19 protein-coding genes, 1 tRNA gene and 2 pseudogenes are annotated in these 19,306 nt (G+C 56.1%); 8 read left to right on the top strand and 14 right to left on the bottom strand.

Features of this window, described 5'->3' with window-relative positions; all coding sequences use genetic code 11:
- Positions 1-420: 420 nt before the first annotated feature.
- Positions 421-735, bottom strand: coding sequence for a helix-turn-helix transcriptional regulator (locus tag WDO70_08865; protein MEJ0063294.1), 315 nt, complete (start codon positions 733-735; stop codon positions 421-423).
- Between the two features lie 621 nt (positions 736-1,356).
- On the opposite strand from WDO70_08865, the gene WDO70_08860 reads away from it, so the two are divergent.
- The 3 genes from WDO70_08860 to WDO70_08850 all read left to right on the top strand — a co-directional run bounded on the left by WDO70_08860 (position 1,357) and on the right by WDO70_08850 (position 3,273).
- Positions 1,357-1,953, top strand: coding sequence for a hypothetical protein (locus WDO70_08860; protein ID MEJ0063293.1), 597 nt, complete (start codon positions 1,357-1,359; stop codon positions 1,951-1,953).
- 48 nt (positions 1,954-2,001) lie between these two features.
- Entirely contained in the window at positions 2,002-2,487 is a 486-nt protein-coding gene (locus tag WDO70_08855) for a reverse transcriptase domain-containing protein (protein ID MEJ0063292.1), read from the top strand.
- Between the two features lie 291 nt (positions 2,488-2,778).
- Positions 2,779-3,273, top strand: coding sequence for a GIY-YIG nuclease family protein (locus WDO70_08850; protein MEJ0063291.1), 495 nt, complete (start codon positions 2,779-2,781; stop codon positions 3,271-3,273).
- A 145-nt stretch (positions 3,274-3,418) separates the two neighbouring features.
- Here WDO70_08850 and WDO70_08845 read toward each other — a convergent pair whose 3' ends face one another.
- The 4 genes and pseudogenes from WDO70_08845 to WDO70_08830 all read right to left on the bottom strand — a co-directional run bounded on the left by WDO70_08845 (position 3,419) and on the right by WDO70_08830 (position 7,409).
- Complete coding sequence (locus WDO70_08845) at positions 3,419-3,946, bottom strand: hypothetical protein (protein ID MEJ0063290.1); 528 nt, start codon at positions 3,944-3,946, stop codon at positions 3,419-3,421.
- A 41-nt stretch (positions 3,947-3,987) separates the two neighbouring features.
- A pseudogene (locus WDO70_08840) lies at positions 3,988-4,193 on the bottom strand (DUF3768 domain-containing protein).
- 270 nt (positions 4,194-4,463) lie between these two features.
- Entirely contained in the window at positions 4,464-4,724 is a 261-nt protein-coding gene (locus tag WDO70_08835) for a hypothetical protein (GenBank protein ID MEJ0063289.1), read from the bottom strand.
- A gap of 1,377 nt (positions 4,725-6,101) precedes the next feature.
- Positions 6,102-7,409, bottom strand: a complete 1,308-nt coding sequence (locus WDO70_08830; protein ID MEJ0063288.1) for a hypothetical protein — start codon at positions 7,407-7,409, stop codon at positions 6,102-6,104.
- Between the two features lie 209 nt (positions 7,410-7,618).
- Between WDO70_08830 and WDO70_08825 the strand changes: the two genes are divergently transcribed.
- On the top strand, positions 7,619-7,990 hold the full coding sequence (locus WDO70_08825; protein ID MEJ0063287.1) for a helix-turn-helix transcriptional regulator: 372 nt from the start codon (positions 7,619-7,621) through the stop codon (positions 7,988-7,990).
- Between the two features lie 143 nt (positions 7,991-8,133).
- Here WDO70_08825 and WDO70_08820 read toward each other — a convergent pair.
- From WDO70_08820 to WDO70_08795, 6 genes and pseudogenes are all read right to left on the bottom strand, one after another.
- Positions 8,134-8,223: transfer RNA gene (locus tag WDO70_08820), tRNA-Ser, on the bottom strand.
- A gap of 143 nt (positions 8,224-8,366) precedes the next feature.
- Positions 8,367-9,535, bottom strand: a pseudogene (locus WDO70_08815) (MFS transporter).
- Between the two features lie 163 nt (positions 9,536-9,698).
- The gene (locus tag WDO70_08810; GenBank protein ID MEJ0063286.1) at positions 9,699-10,523 is read right to left on the bottom strand and encodes a TIGR01459 family HAD-type hydrolase; all 825 of its coding nucleotides are present in this window, start codon (positions 10,521-10,523) and stop codon (positions 9,699-9,701) included.
- Positions 10,523-11,050 (bottom strand): hypothetical protein, encoded by a 528-nt coding sequence (locus tag WDO70_08805; GenBank protein MEJ0063285.1) that lies wholly within the window; start codon positions 11,048-11,050, stop codon positions 10,523-10,525. The genes WDO70_08810 and WDO70_08805 overlap by 1 nt, the downstream gene beginning before the upstream one ends.
- A gap of 78 nt (positions 11,051-11,128) precedes the next feature.
- Entirely contained in the window at positions 11,129-11,866 is a 738-nt protein-coding gene (locus tag WDO70_08800; GenBank protein ID MEJ0063284.1) for a hypothetical protein, read from the bottom strand.
- Between the two features lie 39 nt (positions 11,867-11,905).
- Positions 11,906-12,763 carry an EAL domain-containing protein gene (locus WDO70_08795; GenBank protein MEJ0063283.1) on the bottom strand — a complete coding sequence of 286 codons (858 nt, stop codon included), beginning with the start codon at positions 12,761-12,763 and terminating at the stop codon, positions 11,906-11,908.
- On the opposite strand from WDO70_08795, the gene WDO70_08790 reads away from it, so the two are divergent.
- Complete coding sequence (locus WDO70_08790; GenBank protein MEJ0063282.1) at positions 12,750-13,241, top strand: hypothetical protein; 492 nt, start codon at positions 12,750-12,752, stop codon at positions 13,239-13,241. The genes WDO70_08795 and WDO70_08790 overlap by 14 nt on opposite strands.
- Positions 13,242-13,432: 191 nt before the next feature.
- Here the strand turns inward: WDO70_08790 and WDO70_08785 are convergent, their stop codons facing one another.
- Positions 13,433-13,897: a hypothetical protein gene (locus tag WDO70_08785; GenBank protein MEJ0063281.1), complete on the bottom strand. Its 465-nt coding sequence runs from the start codon at positions 13,895-13,897 to the stop codon at positions 13,433-13,435.
- Between the two features lie 77 nt (positions 13,898-13,974).
- Between WDO70_08785 and lpxD the strand changes: the two genes are divergently transcribed.
- The 3 genes from lpxD to WDO70_08770 are packed head-to-tail and all read left to right on the top strand — an operon-like array spanning position 13,975 to position 16,595.
- Positions 13,975-15,087 (top strand): UDP-3-O-(3-hydroxymyristoyl)glucosamine N-acyltransferase, encoded by a 1,113-nt coding sequence (gene lpxD / locus WDO70_08780; GenBank protein ID MEJ0063280.1) that lies wholly within the window; start codon positions 13,975-13,977, stop codon positions 15,085-15,087.
- A gap of 40 nt (positions 15,088-15,127) precedes the next feature.
- Complete coding sequence (locus WDO70_08775; protein ID MEJ0063279.1) at positions 15,128-15,406, top strand: acyl carrier protein; 279 nt, start codon at positions 15,128-15,130, stop codon at positions 15,404-15,406.
- Positions 15,407-15,416: 10 nt separating this feature from the next.
- Positions 15,417-16,595, top strand: a complete 1,179-nt coding sequence (locus tag WDO70_08770; protein ID MEJ0063278.1) for a beta-ketoacyl-[acyl-carrier-protein] synthase family protein — start codon at positions 15,417-15,419, stop codon at positions 16,593-16,595.
- On the opposite strand, the gene WDO70_08765 is transcribed toward WDO70_08770, so the two are convergent.
- Both WDO70_08765 and dapD read right to left on the bottom strand, forming a co-directional pair.
- Positions 16,592-18,442 (bottom strand): DMT family transporter, encoded by a 1,851-nt coding sequence (locus tag WDO70_08765; GenBank protein ID MEJ0063277.1) that lies wholly within the window; start codon positions 18,440-18,442, stop codon positions 16,592-16,594. The genes WDO70_08770 and WDO70_08765 overlap by 4 nt on opposite strands.
- Positions 18,443-19,267 (bottom strand): 2,3,4,5-tetrahydropyridine-2,6-dicarboxylate N-succinyltransferase, encoded by an 825-nt coding sequence (gene dapD, locus WDO70_08760; protein MEJ0063276.1) that lies wholly within the window; start codon positions 19,265-19,267, stop codon positions 18,443-18,445.
- Positions 19,268-19,306: the final 39 nt, after the last annotated feature.

The raw sequence follows: 19,306 nt of genomic DNA, 5'->3' as shown, positions 1-19,306 counted from the left end.
AGGGCGGCAAGGCCTGCATCTACCTCTATGCCATTTAAAGTGGCCAGCGTGCGAGAAACCGCAAATGACATATTCGTGCCGGTGCGTTGTTGCTTTTCAATTAGATGGCGAGCCACCGGCGTTATAAACGAGCCCCCACCACATGAAGGATCAAGCACTCGCGGTGCAATGCGGTTTAAATAAGGATATGCTGCATTCAAAACAGCTTGGGCCAACGCTGGTGGTGTGAATAAGCTGACAACTCTTTGCGCTTCTTATCCCCAATCAGAAGCGCATATGCGCTACCGATAGCATAGTCCTCGATGGTCAGCGTCGAGCTGGGTAAGTAGTGTTCTAATCTCACTTGGTAGGTATAGTGGAAGCTCTTTGTCGATGAGTGCTCTACAAAAGGTGAGTTCATTTTGATGTCGGCGCAGAATGCTATTGCGTTCTACTCGAACGTAGGAAAAGAAATCTTTTAAGCTGTGTAAGTGCTTTCCCATAATTATATAAAGATCCGATAGTCACATTCCAGAACTTGGCAAAGTTTTTTGCTATTTTGTTGCCTACAGAGGCTTTGCCATTTTCCATTTCGGAAAGATGATATTGTTTGATACCAAGTTTTATGGACAGCTCCTTCTGTGTCAGTTTAGCCTTATAGGGCACACCACGTATCATTGAGGCCGAGCGCAATGCATCATCAGTTGGATCGGGCAGCACTTGAACGGCATGAATTGGTTGCTTTTTTTGTGCCATGATAATCCGTACTGGGTTGTCCATCCTCCACCATGCCGAACAAGTGGGCCTTTTTCAACTAATGAGCCAGAGGTTGCCTTCATCCTGGCCGCCATCAACGAAACCAACGCCCCCAAGCCGCTCATCAATCCTATCCATTGCCAATGCGAAGCGGCGGCGGGGTTCGTATTTGGTTCATAGATTCCATAGAATACATGTATCATTTCTGAACCGAAACAAAATGCGTGGAGCGAAAGGAATAATCTAAGAAAAAATAACACTTCCTCTTGAAGCTTTGGGGCGTCAACACCACATGAGAAATGCCGCTTGGAAATGGCCAAGCGGTCTGACCGTTGAGAACGTCAAGTCGAAAGTTAATCGCGGACGCCGTGGCGCAGAATCGCACCGCGAAGACCGTGAGCCTTGAAGACAAGATGACGAGTAGCACTCGGACCTCCATTGGTTACATAATACCACCTCGCGTTTTTAGACCCGCGTTAGTGAAGGTTCGGGATGACAAGCCTGGATATAGACTGGCGGAAGGTGGCGTGCGTTCGGAGGATGTCTTCTCCCTTCTCAGGGAGGAGGGCCCAGGGTCAGGGCTAATTCTCCGAACTCTGCGAACTCCGGGGGGGGAGATTATTGAACGATCCGATTTGGTACCGCCCCAGGCATTACAAGCATTTTGACCGCCCGGTCGCGGAGGATTTCCTTCTCCGGGTCACAAAGCCGGACTTTGTTGCTCGGCATTCCTTTAGCCCCCTAATCCACTATATGCAGGGCGTCAAAAGGTATAAGCCCCAAGAGCATAAGACCCTCAAGAAGCCCAGGCCCATTATGTATGCCTCGCATCGTGACGCTTGTATTCTTTCCTATTATGCGCACCACGTTAATATTCTGCTTGATGATTTCTATGCTCAACAAGGGCTTCAGGAAGCGATCGTAGCCTACAGGACTTTAGGAAAAGCGAATTATCATTTCTCCGCTGAAGCATACAAATATGCGTTACAGCATGCGCCTTGCATGATACTCGCGTTCGATGTTTCCGGATTTTTTGATAATCTCGATCACAAGCTTCTAAAATACCGGCTGAAAAACGTCTTGGGGGTCACAAGCCTTTCCGAAGATTGGCTGCGTGTTTTCCGGTCTGTTACAGCCTATCATTATGTCAACCGGGAAGACCTAAGAGTGCATCCTTTGTTTAAGGAAGCTATGGCAAGGCCTGGAACTTACCTATAGCCACCGTTGCTGAACTAAAGGAAGCTGGCGTAGTGTTCCATCCCAATATTGAAACAAGGGGCCGGTATCCCGCAGGGGACTCCGATAAGTGCCACTTTTTCTAATCTATATATGACTGATTTTGATTGTAAGGTGCGTGATATATGTAATTCGATGGGTGCTTTCTATCGGCGCTATTCCGACGACATCCTGATAATATGTCCTTCGGAGATTTCCGTTAAATGGAAGAGAAGATTTCCCAATATATTGCTGCTGAAAGGCTCGTTCTTAGCGAAGCTAAAACAGAAACGCACCTTATTCAATGGCCACGCCGTAGTTGGTAATTCGGAGAGGTCTGCTCAATATCTTGGGTTTTGCTATTATCCAGGAGGTGCAGGCTTGAGGCCGTCTTCATTGTCCAACCAGTGGCGCAAGATGAAACGGGGCATCAAAAAAGCCAAAAAGGCAGCTCAAGCGTCAGCAACAATGGGGAAAATCTGGGAAGGTTTATACGAAGAAATTGCGTCGCCGATTTTCCTCTCTTCAGTTTCGTAATTTCTCTTCTTATGCTCGGCGTAGTGATCAGGCTTTTGGAGGCAACACAAATATTGTTCGCCAAATTCGGCGGATAGAAAAGGCCTTTGAGCGTGAACTTGCGGCAATGGATATATAGTGATGTGGGTGCATCGGATGCCATAGTGTGTTCTGAGGCAATCTGCTGTGATCCTTTAAGGATTTGGGAATAAACGGAGGTAACCATGAGAGGATATAGGATTGCCGATTGGTGTGAAAAGCCTTCCGAAATTCAGAATGCTGTAGGAAACCCCTTATATAAGATAGCGGAGCTTGAGTGGTCTAAGGCCTACTGTATGGGAAAGAGGTAAAAATACTCCTCAGTTTAATACCAAAGAGCCGTTCATATATGCCCTTATCCGCAATCATGGTCGATATAGGACCAAAAATAATATTGTCTATGTAGGCCTTACAAATTCTCCTGAAACTCGTTTTGGAAATCATGAAAAGGCGCGGTCCATAGCTAAAAAGAGAGGAAGAACGGAGTTTAGCTATGCTCCAATCGATTTCATTACACATCGTGATAAACTCAAACGGATTGACAAGGCTATGGAAGAGATAGAGCATTTGCTGATATGGGCGCTTGGATTTGAATTCAATCTTAGAAATGAAAGAAAACAATTTACACTCCCTGGAATGGGAAAGAATGGGGCTAATGCTTGGCATATCAAGAATACTGGATATCGATTCAGCGGGCGTATGCCTCGTGAAATTGTATTTCCATGGATGATTGTTAAAGTAGGGCGGAACCGTTCTAGAGTCTCTTAGATGCGAACCGGGTTTAGATAACAACCCTGTTCTCAAAAGGCGGCTCACACCCCAAGAACCATGACATATATGGGGTCATTTCAGTGCTATATTGCTCCGCGTAAATATATATTTCAGTCTGCATGAAAGTTTGTCACTCCCATCTCTATTTTCGCACCACACGAAAAAAGTCTGTCGCGCATCGAGGGAAATCCGGTTTCTCCCATTTCCGAGGCGCGATGCCGATATGGCATGAGGCGAGGCGGACTTGCTTGCGGGCGCAGCTATCGTGCAGCAACAGCGAGGAGCGCGTGATCTTCTGGATGATCGTCCAGTGGTCTTTGTCGTCAAGCTTCACGCCGGTGATGATCGATCCCCCGGTCTTGAGATGCCGCTTCATGGCGGCGAGGGCTGGCGTGGCGTCGATCCGTTTCTTTCTTATGTAAGGCTTGCTCCAACGCAGCACGGGTTTTCTGCGCCGCGCCATCCAATCGGCGGATGTGTGCAGGAGAACGGCTAATTGGTGGGCCGTCATGCCGTCGAGAATGACATGGCGCGCGCCCCATCTGCGGTCGATCTCCTTGATGAGCGTGATATACAGAGCTTCATAGTCCTCTTTCGTGATGTGCTGATAAGGAGAGGCCGCCAGCCGGATGGCGTTGATGACGGAATAGAGTCCGCATGTCGAGTCCAACTCGCCCTGCGGAGGGGCTGCAATGGGGTCATGCTCGCCTCCTACCATTCCGAGGCCAAGAGGATGGTGAGAATCCGTAGCGTCACCTTGGGATCGGCGGGATCGGGCGACAGAAATCGGCCCTCCTTGTCGTAATAGTCGATCTTCCAGAGATGCGGATGCCGTCTGCCATGAAGGCCCCGAAATCATGTTCCTGGTGCGGGTCGTTGTCATAGGTGAAATCGCTGAACGTCCGTACCTTCTGCATGATCTCGGCGCGCCGGAAGGCGTCCAGACTCATGACACCTTGGGTCAAGACAACCCTTCCGATCAGCATGGTCTCGCGTAGCGTATCGTTGAGAGACCGTATGCGCGATTTTCTGTCTTGTTCTTCCTGCATTGTGCTTCTCCTCTGGGCTGGGGACATGGCTCCGCCGCCGGTGCAGCCCATAAGCGCCGTGGCAGTAGTTCAAATTGTGGTGGGGGGGGGGGGGGGCAGGTGAGACCGGCGAACCGGGCCTTGATGGTTACGGTATGGCTAGATGGACGATATTAGGGAGTAACCTTGAATTCTGGTCGGCCATAGGTCATAAGGGAGGTCGCGCACGGCGAGGCGGCAGCCAGCGATCCAAACCTTGCCGGATCGCCTAAAAACCTCCTGCTCCTCATGAGGACGGTAGGCCAGAAAATCGACGGGAATCTCGACGGAATTCCCGCCTAATGGCATACGCAGCGCAAGATAGGCCTCGGCGTTATAGGGAACGGCTTCAAGATGTTTCATGAGATCGTCAACCTTCATATGGGTTTCCTTTCATCAGCCTCTGGCGTGGGGACGAGTTTTTTCCTCGCGGCTTGCCAGGGGCAGATAAGCCGCGAGGAATGGAACAATGATGGATTGGGTTTCTAGGCCGTTACTTGGGCATTATGTCCAGCGCGTGATACGTGCGCGTGAATGGTTTTTCATAATGCTGAGAAACTGGTCGCGCGCGCCCTTGCTATAAAATCGGATTTGCATCCGGCCGGACGGACTGGAGAGATTGGCGCAATAGACTCTCGCGAAGGGTTCGATCTTCCACCGGTAGTCCTGAATTCCATATTGATGTCGTCGATCTCGCTTAACTTGATCTTCCTGCGCCAGAGATAACAGGGAAATTCGATGTAATCTCCGCTAAGCGATATGATCGTGCGGGGGAGGAAGAAGCCATGGCGAGAGCGGGGACAATCAGGGTCGCAATGGCATACTGAGGAAAGGTATAAGTGATCGGGAGGGACTGCGGCACAAAAAGAAAGGCATTTCAGAAGAGGATAGAAAATCCCGTCCAATCTATGATGACATATCGTCGCGTTGTTTAGGCGTATATTGTGCCGCCATTCTAACCTCCTTTCCTTCATGGAGTCTGTGATTAAGCCATCAATTTATCGGCCATGACCGTCGAGATAGGCAGGCCGAGTTTTAATTCCTGCCAAAGCCAGTTGCCGGAGGGGTTAACATCGACCAGATAGAGCTCCCATTCCTGTCAGGCTCGCGCTTGCTCCTTTTCACTGTAGTTCTCGGATAACCAGCCATAAGCCGTGTTTATAGTTTTCATAATTTCTTCTGAGTCCTTAATGCGTTCCTCCGGAACACCTTGTGCATGAAGCATGTCAGGATGATGCTTTCTTGCCAGTTCCCTATATGCGGCTTTGATGTGTTCGAGGGCCGCGCCTTCTTTCAATCCGAGGATTTTCAGGATATTTTATATGAGTGCCTTGTGCAGAATTCGCTGAGAAAAATCATGCTCTTCTTGATGAAGGTCTTCATATATCAAAAATAAACGTTCGATTTCGTCTTCTGGAAACTGAAATTCAGCACATATCGCTTCGATGACTAATTTTTCTGCTTTTGTGATAACTCTATTGGCGGCAGCGACTTCGATAAGGCCAATAATAATATGCTCTAAAGGTTCCCGCTCACCTTTGAAAAGAGTATAAATCTTACGCGCAGGTTCCTGTAACCCATGTGGTGATGAAGCGGCATGTGAGAAAATCTTTAGGGCATCAGGAGTGTTGTTTTCATCAATTCCAAAATATTTCTTAAAGGCCTAATTTCTTCCGGACTGACCTGACCATCTGCCTTGCAAATCTTGGCACCAGATGGCCTCGTGTTTCTCATGTTGCGTTGTTCTGTGTGCGTCTTTTATGGAGTCTTCTCGTGAGGTATTCGCGTTGCCTTTTCGGAGAAGGGTCTATGCAGTCGGGTTCTCCCGGATTCTATAATTTCATCGAACAAAGAAGTCACATTCTTGCTAAAAGGCAATTCAATCGGATGAGAATTTGGCAGAGCAAGCGTGATCCCATAGCGGCGCACGATGTATATTTTGTAATTATTGTTATGGCGCAAGTCAGGTTTAGAGGGGTCAACCCTTTGTGCGTATCTCCATGTTACGTTTACAGCATCATCCTCATGAGATGTTCTTCGAGTCTCAGTATCTTGAAAAGAAACCTCATATCTAATTTCTTTCGTCACGCCACTGTCGATCAGCTTTCCTCTAATATAATGCCAATAGCGATATGGTGTTATGATAAGCGTACGAGAACTATTATATATGGCGAGAAAAGGCCTGGATGCTTCCCAGGCTCGAAATTCATTGCCGAAATGAATTTTGAAAGATTTTAATCTGGATGAACTCTCATGCAATTGAATAGCGGCCTTAGCAAACTTCTTATAAGCGTCACGATTAAGCGCCTCATTGCTGAAATTTTCCTCATCGAGAACATTTTCATTCTTGGCATCAAAGCGATCGTCATGCGCCCGATTGCGGAAATAGAGCCAATAGGCCAATGCGCTTATCATTCCCCCTATGACGGTTGAGGGATGAATAATAAGAATCCCTATGCCGATCACCATTAAGGCTCGCCACCCCGACGGAAGCCGTTGTGTTCTGGCCCAAACAATCACAAATGTGACTAGCAAGAAAATGGCGCGCATAAATGTCCAGCCTATGCGAGCATTCTCTTCTTCTTGTTCAGGTGACAAAGGCGGAGAGGACGACAATTTCCGTATAATGGGCTGCTTCGCCAACTGATTTTGTCTTGCGGCGATCCTCTCTCTTAGTCCTTCGACCCTTTCAACAAATGACGATGGCTCATGTGACCTGCTGGATAGGAGGTACTTAAATTGAGTCACCTGATCGAGCAGCGTTTGCATTTTCGATGCAGCATCTTTGTCGGCGACGTTGAAAGTGGAAAGTGCGGTCTCAAATTTTGTAAGCTGCTCTTCGTCCAGGCGAAGTTGGGAAGCGGGAAAAGGAGCCTCATCTTCCGGCTCGGCGGGTTCTTCCTCAAGGGGGAGGAATCTCAAAGTTCCGGCGTTGTCACGACATAGCCTGACCGGCTGTCCCATATGTTCGGTTTTGACGCATTCCCCTACCGCTATTTCCTGTTCGACGATCTGGGCCTGCGCGACGGGCACTTCGACCATGATAAAGAAGGCAGACAGACCCATGATGCAGCCGCCGCGCCACGCGACCCGTGCCATTCTCTCCGTAGGTGGGAAGGATTGTGCTGGATGCATGGGGACGTATTTTCGCTCGATGTTTATAGCCTTCATTGGGTGTTACTCCGATTGATATTACGACCTATAGGCGAAAATCAAGCTAAAAACCGGAATCTCATTCGGTGGTCTCCTTTGGTTAACCGAAGGAAACTCCGGCCATGCGCGAGAAGAAGCTCAATCGTCAGTTAGGCCAGAGGGTGAAGCAGTTGCGGCGTCTGAAAGGATTGACGCAGGAAGAACTCGCCGATGCGATCAACCGCAGCGTCGATACCGTCAGTAATATCGAAAGAGGATTCAGCTCGACGCGCTTGGATACGGTCGCGCAGCTTGCGAAAGTCTTGAGCGTGACGCTGCCGGAGATGTTCGACTTTCCGTCCGCGCAAGAGAAGGGACAGGAGAAGGGCAAAGCTCATCGCAAGGAGATCGACCGGCTGACTCGCCTGCTTGTTTCATGTCCTGCGAACCGTCTTCCGACCGTCACGAAAATCATCGAACAGGCGTTGGAACTCACCACTCGCGATCCGTCCTGAGAACTCGTCCCAGGAGGGGATTTTGTCCGTCCCCGTTCACTCCCGTATACCAATATCCACAAATTATTTGTATGTCAAATTGTATGAATTAACGATTTCATTTTATCTAACATATTGAATTTGTTGATAAAAACGCAAATGTTTGGCGGAGAGGATGAGATTCGAACTCACGGTACCTGTTACAGTACACCCGCTTTCCAGGCGAGCGCCTTAAACCACTCGGCCACCTCTCCGCACTTATATTGCCTATATCTGAAAAAAGCCTCGTGGTTAAGTTTATTGATGCGCGCCCTTGCGCGCGGGCACTCGGCCGCCTCTCCGCGCCTGGAAGACAGATACCAGATGTCGGGTGGCAGAAAAAGGGCGAATTTAGCCCTCAGGCCGGCGGCATTTCCGCCGGGACCACATTATCGACCTTGCGCAGGGCGGGAAACAGCCGCGCCCATATAAGCGTGATGAGCAGCGAGCCGACGCCGCCGAAGACCGTCGCGCCGATGGGGCCAAGCAGGCGCGCCGCGACGCCGCTTTCGAATTCGCCCAGTTCGTTCGAGGCGCTGACGAACAATCCCGAGACCGAAGAGACCCGTCCGCGCATCGCGTCCGGCGTCACGATCTGCAGGATGCTTTGCCGCACATAGACCGAAACGCCGTCCGCCGCGCCCGCGAGGGCCATCAGCGCCACGGAAAGCCAAAGCGATTCCGAATAGGCGAAAGCGATGGTCGACGCGCCGAAAACGGCGACGGAGGATAGCATCCATATTCCGGCGTGGCGGCTGATCGGCCACAGGCCCAGCCATGTCGCCGCCGCCGCGCCGCCGATGGCGATTCCGGCGCGCAGGATGCCGAATCCGTCGGCGCCGACATGCAGGATATCGCGCGCGAAGACCGGTAGCAGCGCCGTGGCGCCGCCCAGCAGCACCGCGAACAGATCGAGCGAGATGGCGCCGAAGATGATTTTTGTGTTCCAGACATACTGGAGGCCCTCGCGGATCATGGCCAGGCGCGCGCTGGGCTTATGTTGCGGGCGCGTCTCTCCCTTGATCGCCACATAGGCGAAGGTGGCGATCAGGCTGAGCAGGCACGCTGCGCCATAGGACAGCGAGGCGGACGCGGCGCACAGCGCGCCGCCGATCCAGGGGCCGAAAATCATGCCCACCTGACGGCTGAGCGAACTCCACCCTATGGCTTGAGGCATGGCGGCGCGCGGCACCAGCATCGGCATCAGCGCGCCGGTGGCGGCATCATATAGGCGCGCACCACGCCGAACAGCCCGGCCACCAGGAACAAGGCGGTCAGATGAGGCTTCTCATCCAAGGCCAGCAACGTCATCGCCACGCCGATGAATGTGTGCAGAATGCCGCAGAAGATCATGATTTTTCGGCGGTCGTAGCGGTCGGCCGCTTCTCCCGCGGGCAGGGCCAGCGCGAACATCGGCAGGAACTGCGCCAGCCCGATCATGCCGACCAGGAACGAGCTTTCCTCCACGCCGTGATCGAGGCGCGCGGTCATATAGACCTGCCAGCCCAACGTAACACTTTGAATCATGATAGCCAGAGTCGACAGCATCCGTCCCGTCCACAGAATCGCGAAAGGGCGGTAACGAAAGACGTTGCGGTGGAATTCCGGCGGGGAAATAGACATGAGATTAAAGTTCAGCGCGGCTTTTTACGACCAGGTTACGGAAGGCAGGATATAGTCGGCTTGCGCATCATGTTTGGCAAGAAAGCCGCGCAGGCTCGCGATGTCGGTGGCCTCGCCGAGTTCCGGCCTGTGCACGCCGTCGTGAATCCATAGAGTCGCCATGCCGACGCCATGCGCTCCCGCGATATCGGTCAGCAGATTGTCGCCGATCATCACGGCGCGGTCCGGCGCGACGCCCAGCTGCTCCAGAGTCCGATGGGAAAATCGCCGGGTGCGGCTTGCCGTAGGGGACGCGGGCATCGCCGCCCATGTCGGCATAATGATGCGCGATGGAACCGGCGGCGAGCTTGTGACGACCCTCCTGCGACACGCCGAGATCGGGGTTGGCGCAAAGCAGCGGCAGTTTTTTCTCCAGCGCCGCTTTCAGGATGGAATCGTAGTCCGCGAGCGTCTTATGGACATCCTCGACGCCGGTCGCCAGGATGAAATCGGCATCCTGCGGCGTGGCCGCTTCCCGAAGCCCGAGCGGCGCGTAGAGCGCGAATTCGTGAGGGGGGCCGAAATGGACGCATCGCCGGCCAAGCGCTTGCAGCCACGGATCGGGCCGGTCGCGCAAGGCTTCATAGGTCAGCTGCCCCGACGTCATGATGACGTCATACATATCGGGCGTCAGGCCGAATTTGCGGATATTGTCGGCGGCGGATGCCGCCGGGCGCGGCGAATTGCTGATAATGCCGATTTTCTTCCCGGCCTCGCGCAATGCATGAAAGGAGGGCGCGACGCCGGGATAACAGGTCTTGCCGTCATGAATCACGCCCCATAAATCGAATATGAAAGCGTCATATTTGCCGGTGAGTTCGGAAAGGCCGGTGATGAGGCGGGGAGGGGACATTATGGGAACAATGAAGGATCGGCGTGGTGGAGCCTGGCAAGAAGAACGCGCGCGCGCCTCTTGGGCAGTTCGCCCGCGCCGGGATGATCCCGTTCGTAATCATGGACGCTCTTGCTCTCCAGCGAACGGACGATCGCGGTCTTCTGGTCTTTGGCGGCTTGGTCCAGAGTAGGAATCTTGAAAAGCCTGACCAGGAAATTTTGCATTCCCGCCGCCACCCGCTGCTCGTCTTCCACCGCGAAGTGGTGAAACCGCATGCGCGCGGCCAGGCAGTGCTCCCATAAAAGATTATTGCGGGCGCGCTGATCGCGCTCGCCCGCGACGGCGTCAAGCGATCGGGACAATATTTCGATGGCGGCCAGCTTGACCGGCGCGGCCGCGCGAATTGAAATGTCTTCGAAAAGATAGCCGCCCCGCCCATTGTCCATCAAGGCGACGCCCGGCATGCGGGTCGCATGCTCGTCCAGGCCCGACAGCTGGAGGCCGGGCATGAAAAAGCTTCGATGATCGAATGGGTCGTCTGACATTGCGTTTCCTCATGCCGAAGCGCGGCAATCCGGAAGATATACGCCGTTCTTGGAAATCCTGTAAAGCCGAATGGAAAACTAAAGCCGCAAATCTTGCCGATTTTGCGGCAAGGAAGGGTGACGCGGCGGCAATGGCAGATTATTCCAGGTGCCGGATTCGAAAACCTCCATGCCTTTCACGGCAAGCGGTGAGGTTCCCACATATTTTAGCGCGGAACCCGGCTTCGTGGCCAGATCCAGCATTAATTGCTGCCGTGCGGATGCAAAATCAGGGTCGATAGCCGAAAAATGGTCGGCAATGGCTTGCAATATCGGCGCATCACCCACCGTGCCTTCATCGTCTGGCGCTCTGGTAAATCCAAAGCCGCGTCTGCGAGCGCCGTCGGCGATCTTAAAGCCACCGCCTGGTCCGAAATCATGCAATCCCTTGACGCAAAAAGTCTCGGTTTGATTTTGCGTGTTGAGATATGAGAAAGGCTGCCCGATGATTTCTCCGAAAAGTGATCGATGCGCCCCCAGGAGCGCCAGAACTTCCGAAGCGTGCTGTTCGTAATCGATATCCCATTCGGAGGACTTAAAATCAGTTTTTATCTGCACCACCAAGGGCGGACCTGCCCGTTTTTCCTGATCGGCAAAAATCTCCTGCTCCAGGAAATCTCTGGCGTGGCGGCGCGCGGCGTCCTGGGATGTAAGAATATAAAATCCTGTCTTCTGGCCGCCATAGCCCTTGCCTTGCGGCTGCGCGCCTTGCGCGAAACTCTGTTGGGCGACGGCAGGATCGGCGCGGGTGCCGTGATAGAAAGTATAAGTTTCCATCAGGCCATTCTATATAGCCGGGCTTAATTTATTGTGAGTTCAGGCCGCCGTGCTGTTCCAGGGCCGGTCGAAAGCGGGATGGCCGTGATGATAGCCCTGCTGCATTTCGACTTTCTCCGCCGTCAGCCAGGCCGCGACCTTGGGGTCTTCGACGCCTTCGGCGACGATCTTAAGGTTGAGCGAGCGGGCCAGCGCGATCATGGCGCGCATGACTTCCTGCTGCTGCGTGTTGGTGTCGATGCCCACGACCATCGCCCGGTCGATTTTCATCAACCGCACGCTCAGGCCGGTCAGCTGCTGAACCGTGGTGTAGCCCGCGCCGAAATCGTCGAGCGCCACCCGGCTGCCCAGTCCCTGCGTGAAATCGACGAAGCGGCGGGCCACGGCCATGTCGCGGATCTGCACGGTTTCGGTAATCTCGACGATCAGGCGAGAAGCCAGATCGCGGCGGCCTTCCAGGGCGCGCTCGAGATAGTCCGGCCATTCCGGATGTTCCGCCGTTCCCGCAGAAATATTGACCGCGAGCTGCAAATCATTATGGGCTTTCAGTTCCGCGACCGCGATCATCATCACGCGGCAGTCCAGTTGATAGGCGAGGCCGAGCTTTTCGACCGCCGGAATGAAATGGGCCGCCGGGATCGGTTCGCCGCTTTCGCTGAACAGGCGCGCCAGGGCTTCGTAAAACAGGATCCGGCCCGACGTGGAGCAGACCACGGGCTGATAGGCGAGATGAAGGGCGTTGTCGTTCAATGCCTGCTGCACCCGCGTCGCGATCATGATCGATTCGCGCAATTCGTCCTCGGCGGCGGGATTGGCATTGTAGATCGAGAAGCAATTGCGGCCGGCCAGTTTCGCCTGCTGGAGCGCCGTTTCGCCCGCCGTCATGACGTCGTGCACCGTGATCGCCGCGCTCGGGATCACCGCGCCGCCGACCGAAACCGTGACATGCAGGTCTTGCGGCCAGGGATGGAGGGGGGTCGCGGAACAGCGCAAGCATGTCGGCGGCGCGCTTGTTGATGTCGTTTTCGTCGACATTCAGCATCAGGACGGCGAACATATCGCCTCCAAGCCAGCAGACATGGGCGCGGTCGGCGGCGTATTTGACCAGGGTTTGCGCCGTCGCCGACAAAATGTCGTGGGCCACGCGCGCGCCGAATGCCTGACTCAGCATTTTCATGCGGTCGATGCCGATGACGAAGTAGCTGGCCATCACCTGATGCTGCGCCGCATGCTGAAGCACTTGCTCGATAATCGCGCCGAGGCCGAAGCGGTCGGGCAGATTAAGAACCGGGTCGATATGAAGCTGATCGGTAGGAACCGCGATGGCCAACTGACGTTGAGGCAGTTCAATATACATTGCTCTATACCCTTCTGACCGGTCTGGGCCGGCTGATCCGACGAATATCGTGTTTCATCTGCATTCTTATTATGGAATCAGCTTACATGCGTTTGATTGACTATTTGCTAAAATCTGAGACAAAATTGAGGCGATAATGTGGTTAGCGGGTTTTAACCATAACGGACTTCTTATCCTCGATTTCGATCACATCTTTTTGCCCAATCCTTTTACCTGGCGCACGCGGCAAGTTCCCGAAGCATGTTGCCAGAGTCGGGTAAAGGAAAGATGATTTTGTCCCTGACTCCAAGGACGATCATATAAGCGCTTGTCTTCAAACGGCTGCGGAATTCGGCATCGATGCCGTCCTCGACGAGCAGCATCTGGTCCATTCTCGCTTCGGCGCTGGATATCCTGGATGTGCCATCGGGCAGCAGCAGGCGCAAGGAGTATTTTTCCCCGGCGCCGAATTCGGCGTTCGGCACGATAATGCCTATATTCATGCGGCCGGAATGATCGAGCGCGAAGTTGATATGCATCGCGTTGTCATAGGCGTGATCGGCCACGCAATGGCTGATGGCGCCGTTGCTGTCGCGGATTTCGCGCATTTCCCACTTGCCGGCCGGCACGGGCGCAGCCGCGGCCGGTGCCGCCAGCAGCGAAATCGCAAGCGTCCATAAAAAAAGCTTTTCCATCGCGCCAAAATAGTCCCTATATTCCACTCCGAGCAAGAGCGACGAGAAATCTCGTTTCCCCATTGACGTTGGATGACATGATGCCCCCCCGTTCCTATAAGCTCAAAGAGCTTGCAGATATTTTAGGCGCTACGCTGGTCGGCGACGGTGAAATTCCGGTCGCCCGCGTCGTGCATCCCAGCGATTATGCGGGCGGCCAGGATCTGGCGCTCGCCATGGACAAGAAGCTGCTGCCGCTGCTGCGCGAAAAGCCTGTCGCCGCCGCCGTGTTCAATACCGACGGGGATATCGAAGACGGCCTCGCCGCCGCCTATCTGCGCGTGCGCCGCCCGCGCCTCGCGATGGCCGTCCTGACCAATCTGTTCGCGGCCGAGCCGGAATTCGGCAGCGGCGTCCATCCCAGCGCCGCCGTGGACCCGACGGCCCGCATCGGCAAGGACGCGATCGTCGGGCCGTTCTGCACGGTCGGCCCGCGCGCGGTCATCGGCGAAGGCGCGACGCTGCAAAGCAATGTCACCATCGAGGCCGGAGCCGTTGTCGGCGCCAAGACCGTCTTGCGCGCGGGTGTGCGCATCGGCGCGGACTGCGTGATCGGCGCGAACTGCCTCATCCATTTCAACACCACCATCGGCAGCGACGGATTCAGCTTCGTCACGCCGGAACGCGGCAGCGTGGAAGCCGCGAAGTCCGACGGCGCCATCACCGCGACCAACAATCAGGGCCTGCGCCGCATCGCCTCGATAGGCAATGTCGTGATCGGCGACGATGTGGAAATCGGCGCCAATACCTCCATCGACCGCGGCACCGTCGCGGCCACGCGGATCGGACGCGGCACCAAGATCGATAACCAGGTGCAGATCGGCCATAATGTGCGAATCGGCGAGGATTGCATGCTCTGCGGCTGCGTGAGCATCGCGGGCAGCGCGACCCTCGGCAACCGCGTCGTCATCGGCGGGGCGAGCGGCGTCGCCGATCACGTCATCGTGGGAGACGATGTCGTCGTCATGGCCCTGAGCGGCGTCGCGGGCAATGCTCCGCCGCGTCAGGTTCTGGGGGGCATTCCGGCCTTGCCAAGACAGAGGCTCATCGACAATATGATGTTAACCAATCGCTTGAAATTCCTGTTCAAACAGGTCGAAACTCTCACCGAGAAGATGAAGGCGCTTGAGCCGGCGGACAAAACCGGCTAACTCTCTTTCTTAACATACTCAAGACCCTTAGGATTACCTCATGACCGATGCGACGCTGACCAACGACATCCTCGACGTCATTGCCACCAAGGCGATGGTCGAACGCGACAAACTGGCGCTTGACGCCAAACTGACCGATCTGAGCATCAGCTCGCTCGATGTCGTGGAGATCGTCTTCGCGCTCGAAGACAAATACGGGATCGAGCTGCCTTTTAACGCCAACGCCCAGAATCAGGAATTCGAGAAGCTGGGACAGGTCGTCGCGCTGGTCGAACGCCAGATCGAATTGAAGCAAGGCAAAGCGGCAGTGGCGGGGTAGGTCTCTGACCATGCGCCGCGTCGTTATTACTGGCCTCGGCGTGATCGCGCCGATCGGCCTCGAATTGGCAAGTTTCAAGGCCAATCTTTTCAAAGGCGAAGTCGCGGTTAAGCCGGTGACGTTCAACCGTCCGTCCGGCCCGGTGCAGTTTCGCGCATGCCCGCTGCCCGATTACGTCCCGGAACAGCATTTCGAGCCGAAGAGGCTCAATTTTTATGACCGTTTCGCGCAATTCGCCGTCGTGGCCGCGCGCGAAGCCTGGAAAGATTCCGGCCTCTCGATGAATCCGGCGCTTGCGTTGCGCACCGCCGTCATTCTCGGCACCGGCGCGGGCGGGCAGAATACGGTCGAAGACAGTTTCGACAAGCTCGCCGCCTTGGGCGGCCGGGTGCATCCTTTCACCATTCCCCGCCTGATGGCCAATGCGGGCGCGAGCCAGGTGAGCATGGAGCTCGGCGCGCAGGGGCCGGCCTATACCATCGCTTCCGCCTGCGCCTCGTCGACGCACGCCATCGGCACCGCCATGCATATGGTGCGCAGCGGCATGGCGGACATGGCGATTACCGGCGGCTCGGAAGCCTGCCTGACCTTCGGCACGCTCAAGGGGTGGGAGGCGCTGCGCGTCATGGCGCCGGATTTCTGCCGCCCGTTCTCGAAAGACCGGCAAGGCATGATGCTGGGCGAGGGCGGGGCCGCCTTCGTTCTCGAAACGCTGGAATCCGCGCAGGCGCGCGGCGCCAAAATTCATGCCGAACTCGCCGGATTCGGCATGAGCGCCGATGCCAAGGATTTGACCACGCCCGACGTGGACGGCATGGCGCGCGCGATCGAAGGCGCGCTGGTTGATGGCGGAATCCGCAAGGAAGACGTCGATTACATCAACGCCCACGGCACCGGAACCCGCGCCAACGACGTCACCGAAACCAGGGCGCTCTATCAGGTTTTCGGCGAACGCGCCGCGATGATTCCCGCCTCGTCGAACAAATCCATGTTCGGCCATGCGCTGGGCGCGGCGGGGGGCACTGGAGATGGTCGCCACCGTGCTGTCCATCGCCGAGCAGAAAGCGCCGCCGACCATGGGCTGGCTCGGCGACGATCCGGAATGCCGGCTCGATGTCGTGCCCAACGAGGCGCGCGCGATGAAGATCGATGTCGCGCTCAAGAATTCCTTTGCCTTTGGCGGCCTTAATGCGGTTCTGGCGGTAAAGCGTTACGCTTGAGCCGCTCCTTGCGTGCCTGCCGGTGCAAAAGAAAAGCTCCCGCGCCGATGACCAGCGCCGCGCCAACCCAGATGCGCGGCGGCGGAACATCGCCGAATATCCAATAGCCGAGCAGCGCCCCCCACAGGAATTGCGTATATTGAAACGGCGTGACGTGAGCCGGACTCGCGATCTGAAAGGCGGTTATCACCGCAAGCAGGCTGAGGGCGGAGACGACACCGACCAACAGCAGCATCTCGATATGGCCAGGCAGGAACGGCTTGCCGCCGAGCAGCAGCCATAGCGTTCCGCTCAGAACTGTGTTCAGCGCCGAGAACCAGAAGGGAATGCTGAGCGGTCTCTCGCCTTGGCCATAGCGGCGAACCATCACCATCGCCGTGCCGCTGAAAACCACCGAGCCGAACGGCACAAGATAATCGAAATTCACATGCGCGAATCCGCCTTTCTCCCACGGCGCGACCACCAGCAGCGCGCCGCACAGACCTGCGGCGATGGCAAACCATACCGAGGGTTTTACCGGCTCGCGCAGCCAGAAGGCGGTCAGCAAGGCGACGAAGGGCGGCATGAGAAAGATAATGGTATAGAATTCCGCGAGCTGAATATGCGTCACGGAATAGAGCGAGCAGCATACGCTGACGATATTGACCAGGCCGCGTCCCAGATGAAATCCCGGCCGCTTCGTGACGACGTGCTGCATGCCGCCGCGCGCGAGGCTGATCGCGGCCAGCGTCACGAGGCCGCTCGCGGCGATGACGCACAGCGCCTGCCACGGCGGATAATGCCCTTCCCGCGTCGTGCGGATGCAGGTGTCGTAAACCGTGTAGCCGAAATAGCCGAGCGCGGCATAGACCATGCCGCGCACCGTGGGGTGATGATCGCGCAAATTTTTCATGGCGTTTTTCCGGCAAGAGCGCCGGCGCGTTTCATCGCATAGGCGATCCGCGCTTCGCGCCACAGCATGGCGATGCCGCTGGCGATGACGATCATCGCGCCCATGAGCATATTGGTTTGCGGTATGTCGTGGAAAACCAGATAGCCCAGGATCGTGCCCCAGATCATCTGGGTATACTGGAACGGCGCCACGGCGGCGGCGGGGCGCGCGCAGGAAGGCGCTCATCATCAGGACGCTGGCGCCGCCGCCAAGCGCTCCGGCGAGGATGACGAGGGCCAGATCGGCTGTGGCATAGGCAACGCCGCCCCAGGCCAGCAGCAGAGCCGAGGTCAGCAGGAAACAGTAAAGCGCGGAATAAAACGAGAAAGCCACGTTGGTTTCGCCCTGGCCGTAGCGCCTTACCATGATCATGACCGCGGAATTCAGCACCGCCGCCGCCATGGACGCGAAATAACCGAGGCGCGCGGTGTCCGTCGGAGCCTGCGCGATGCCTGTCTTCAGCATCACGATGATGCCCGCGAAGCCGCCGATCACCGCCAGCCACCGCTGCCAGTTGACATGCTCGCGCAGCCACAGGATCGACAATGCCGTGCTGATGATCGGGGCCGCGAAGATGATGCCGTAGAAATCGGTCAGCGGAATATGGCGGATGGCGTAGAAAGCGCAGCCGAACGATATGACGCTAAAAGTGGCCCGCGCGAAATGCAGCGCGGGGCGAGAGGTTTTCAGCCGCTTGATGCCGCCGGTCATGAGGGCGAACGCCATGACCAAGACCGCGCTCGTGGCGCTGGTCGTCGCCATGATCTGCCATTGCGGGTAGGCGTGGCTGGTCTGTTTCAGCAGCGTGTCATAGAGGGTAAAGATGCCGTAGCCCGCGGCCCCCATCGCCATGCCGTGCAGATGATGCGGGCGGTCGTGAGCCATCTAATCCCGCAGCAATTCATTGATGCCGGTCTTGGCGCGGGTCGCGGCATCGACGCGCTTGACGATCACGGCGCAATAAAGCGACGGGCCGGGCGAGCCGTCCGGCAAATTCTTGCCGGGCAGGCTGCCGGGCACGACGACGCTATAGGCAGGCACGCGTCCCATGAAAATCTCGCCGGTGGCGCGGTCGACGATCTTGGTCGACGCGCCGAGATAGACGCCCATCGACAGCACCGCGCCTTCCTCGACGATCGCGCCTTCGGCGACTTCGGCGCGCGCGCCGATGAAGCAATTGTCTTCGATGATGACCGGGTTGGCCTGCAGAGGCTCCAGCACGCCGCCGATTCCCGCGCCGCCGGAGATATGCACGTTCTTGCCGATCTGCGCGCAGGAGCCGACCGTCGCCCAGCCATCGACCATCGTGCCGGTATCGACATATGCCCCGATATTGACGAAGCTCGGCATCAGCACGACATTCGGGCCGATATAGGCTCCATAGCGCGCGAAACCGCCCGGCACGGCGCGTATGCCTGACGCGCGGAAGCGGGCTTCGTCCCAATTCTCGAACTTGCCCGGAATCTTATCGAACCATCTGACCGGCGCGTCCGGGGCAATGACTGTGTTGTCGTTGAGGCGGAAGGACAGAAGAATGGCCTGTTTAAGCCATTGATTGACGCTCCAGACGCCGTTTTCCTTCCGCGCCACGCGCAATTCGCCCGCGTCGAGCGCGGCCAGCGCGGCATTGACGGCATCGCGTATGCCGCCTTGCGTGTCTTTATTGATCGCGGCGCGGTTTTCCCAGGCGGATTCGATAACGTCTTGCATTTTTCCCCCATTCCTATGCTTGATTACCCGATTTGCACC

It is taken from the genome of Alphaproteobacteria bacterium (assembly GCA_037200005.1).
GTDB lineage: Bacteria > Pseudomonadota > Alphaproteobacteria > UBA9219 > RFNS01 > JBBCGY01.
The sequence above is the reverse complement of the archived record's forward strand: the minus strand, read 5'-3'. Positions and strand labels throughout refer to the sequence as shown.

Bases quoted from the DNA above. Each gene is read 5' to 3' on its own strand.
- WDO70_08865 (MEJ0063294.1), bottom strand. From the start codon at position 735: ATGGCACAAAAAAAGCAACCAATTCATGCCGTTCAAGTGCTGCCCGAT.
- WDO70_08835 (MEJ0063289.1), bottom strand. From the start codon at position 4,724: ATGAAGGTTGACGATCTCATGAAACATCTTGAAGCCGTTCCCTATAAC.
- WDO70_08830 (MEJ0063288.1), bottom strand. From the start codon at position 7,409: ATGGGTCTGTCTGCCTTCTTTATCATGGTCGAAGTGCCCGTCGCGCAG.
- WDO70_08825 (MEJ0063287.1), top strand. From the start codon at position 7,619: ATGCGCGAGAAGAAGCTCAATCGTCAGTTAGGCCAGAGGGTGAAGCAG.
- WDO70_08810 (MEJ0063286.1), bottom strand. From the start codon at position 10,523: ATGTCCCCTCCCCGCCTCATCACCGGCCTTTCCGAACTCACCGGCAAA.
- WDO70_08805 (MEJ0063285.1), bottom strand. From the start codon at position 11,050: ATGTCAGACGACCCATTCGATCATCGAAGCTTTTTCATGCCCGGCCTC.
- WDO70_08800 (MEJ0063284.1), bottom strand. From the start codon at position 11,866: ATGGAAACTTATACTTTCTATCACGGCACCCGCGCCGATCCTGCCGTC.
- WDO70_08790 (MEJ0063282.1), top strand. From the start codon at position 12,750: ATGACGTCGTGCACCGTGATCGCCGCGCTCGGGATCACCGCGCCGCCG.
- WDO70_08785 (MEJ0063281.1), bottom strand. From the start codon at position 13,897: ATGGAAAAGCTTTTTTTATGGACGCTTGCGATTTCGCTGCTGGCGGCA.
- lpxD (MEJ0063280.1), top strand. From the start codon at position 13,975: ATGATGCCCCCCCGTTCCTATAAGCTCAAAGAGCTTGCAGATATTTTA.
- WDO70_08775 (MEJ0063279.1), top strand. From the start codon at position 15,128: ATGACCGATGCGACGCTGACCAACGACATCCTCGACGTCATTGCCACC.
- WDO70_08770 (MEJ0063278.1), top strand. From the start codon at position 15,417: ATGCGCCGCGTCGTTATTACTGGCCTCGGCGTGATCGCGCCGATCGGC.
- WDO70_08765 (MEJ0063277.1), bottom strand. From the start codon at position 18,442: ATGGCTCACGACCGCCCGCATCATCTGCACGGCATGGCGATGGGGGCC.
- dapD (MEJ0063276.1), bottom strand. From the start codon at position 19,267: ATGCAAGACGTTATCGAATCCGCCTGGGAAAACCGCGCCGCGATCAAT.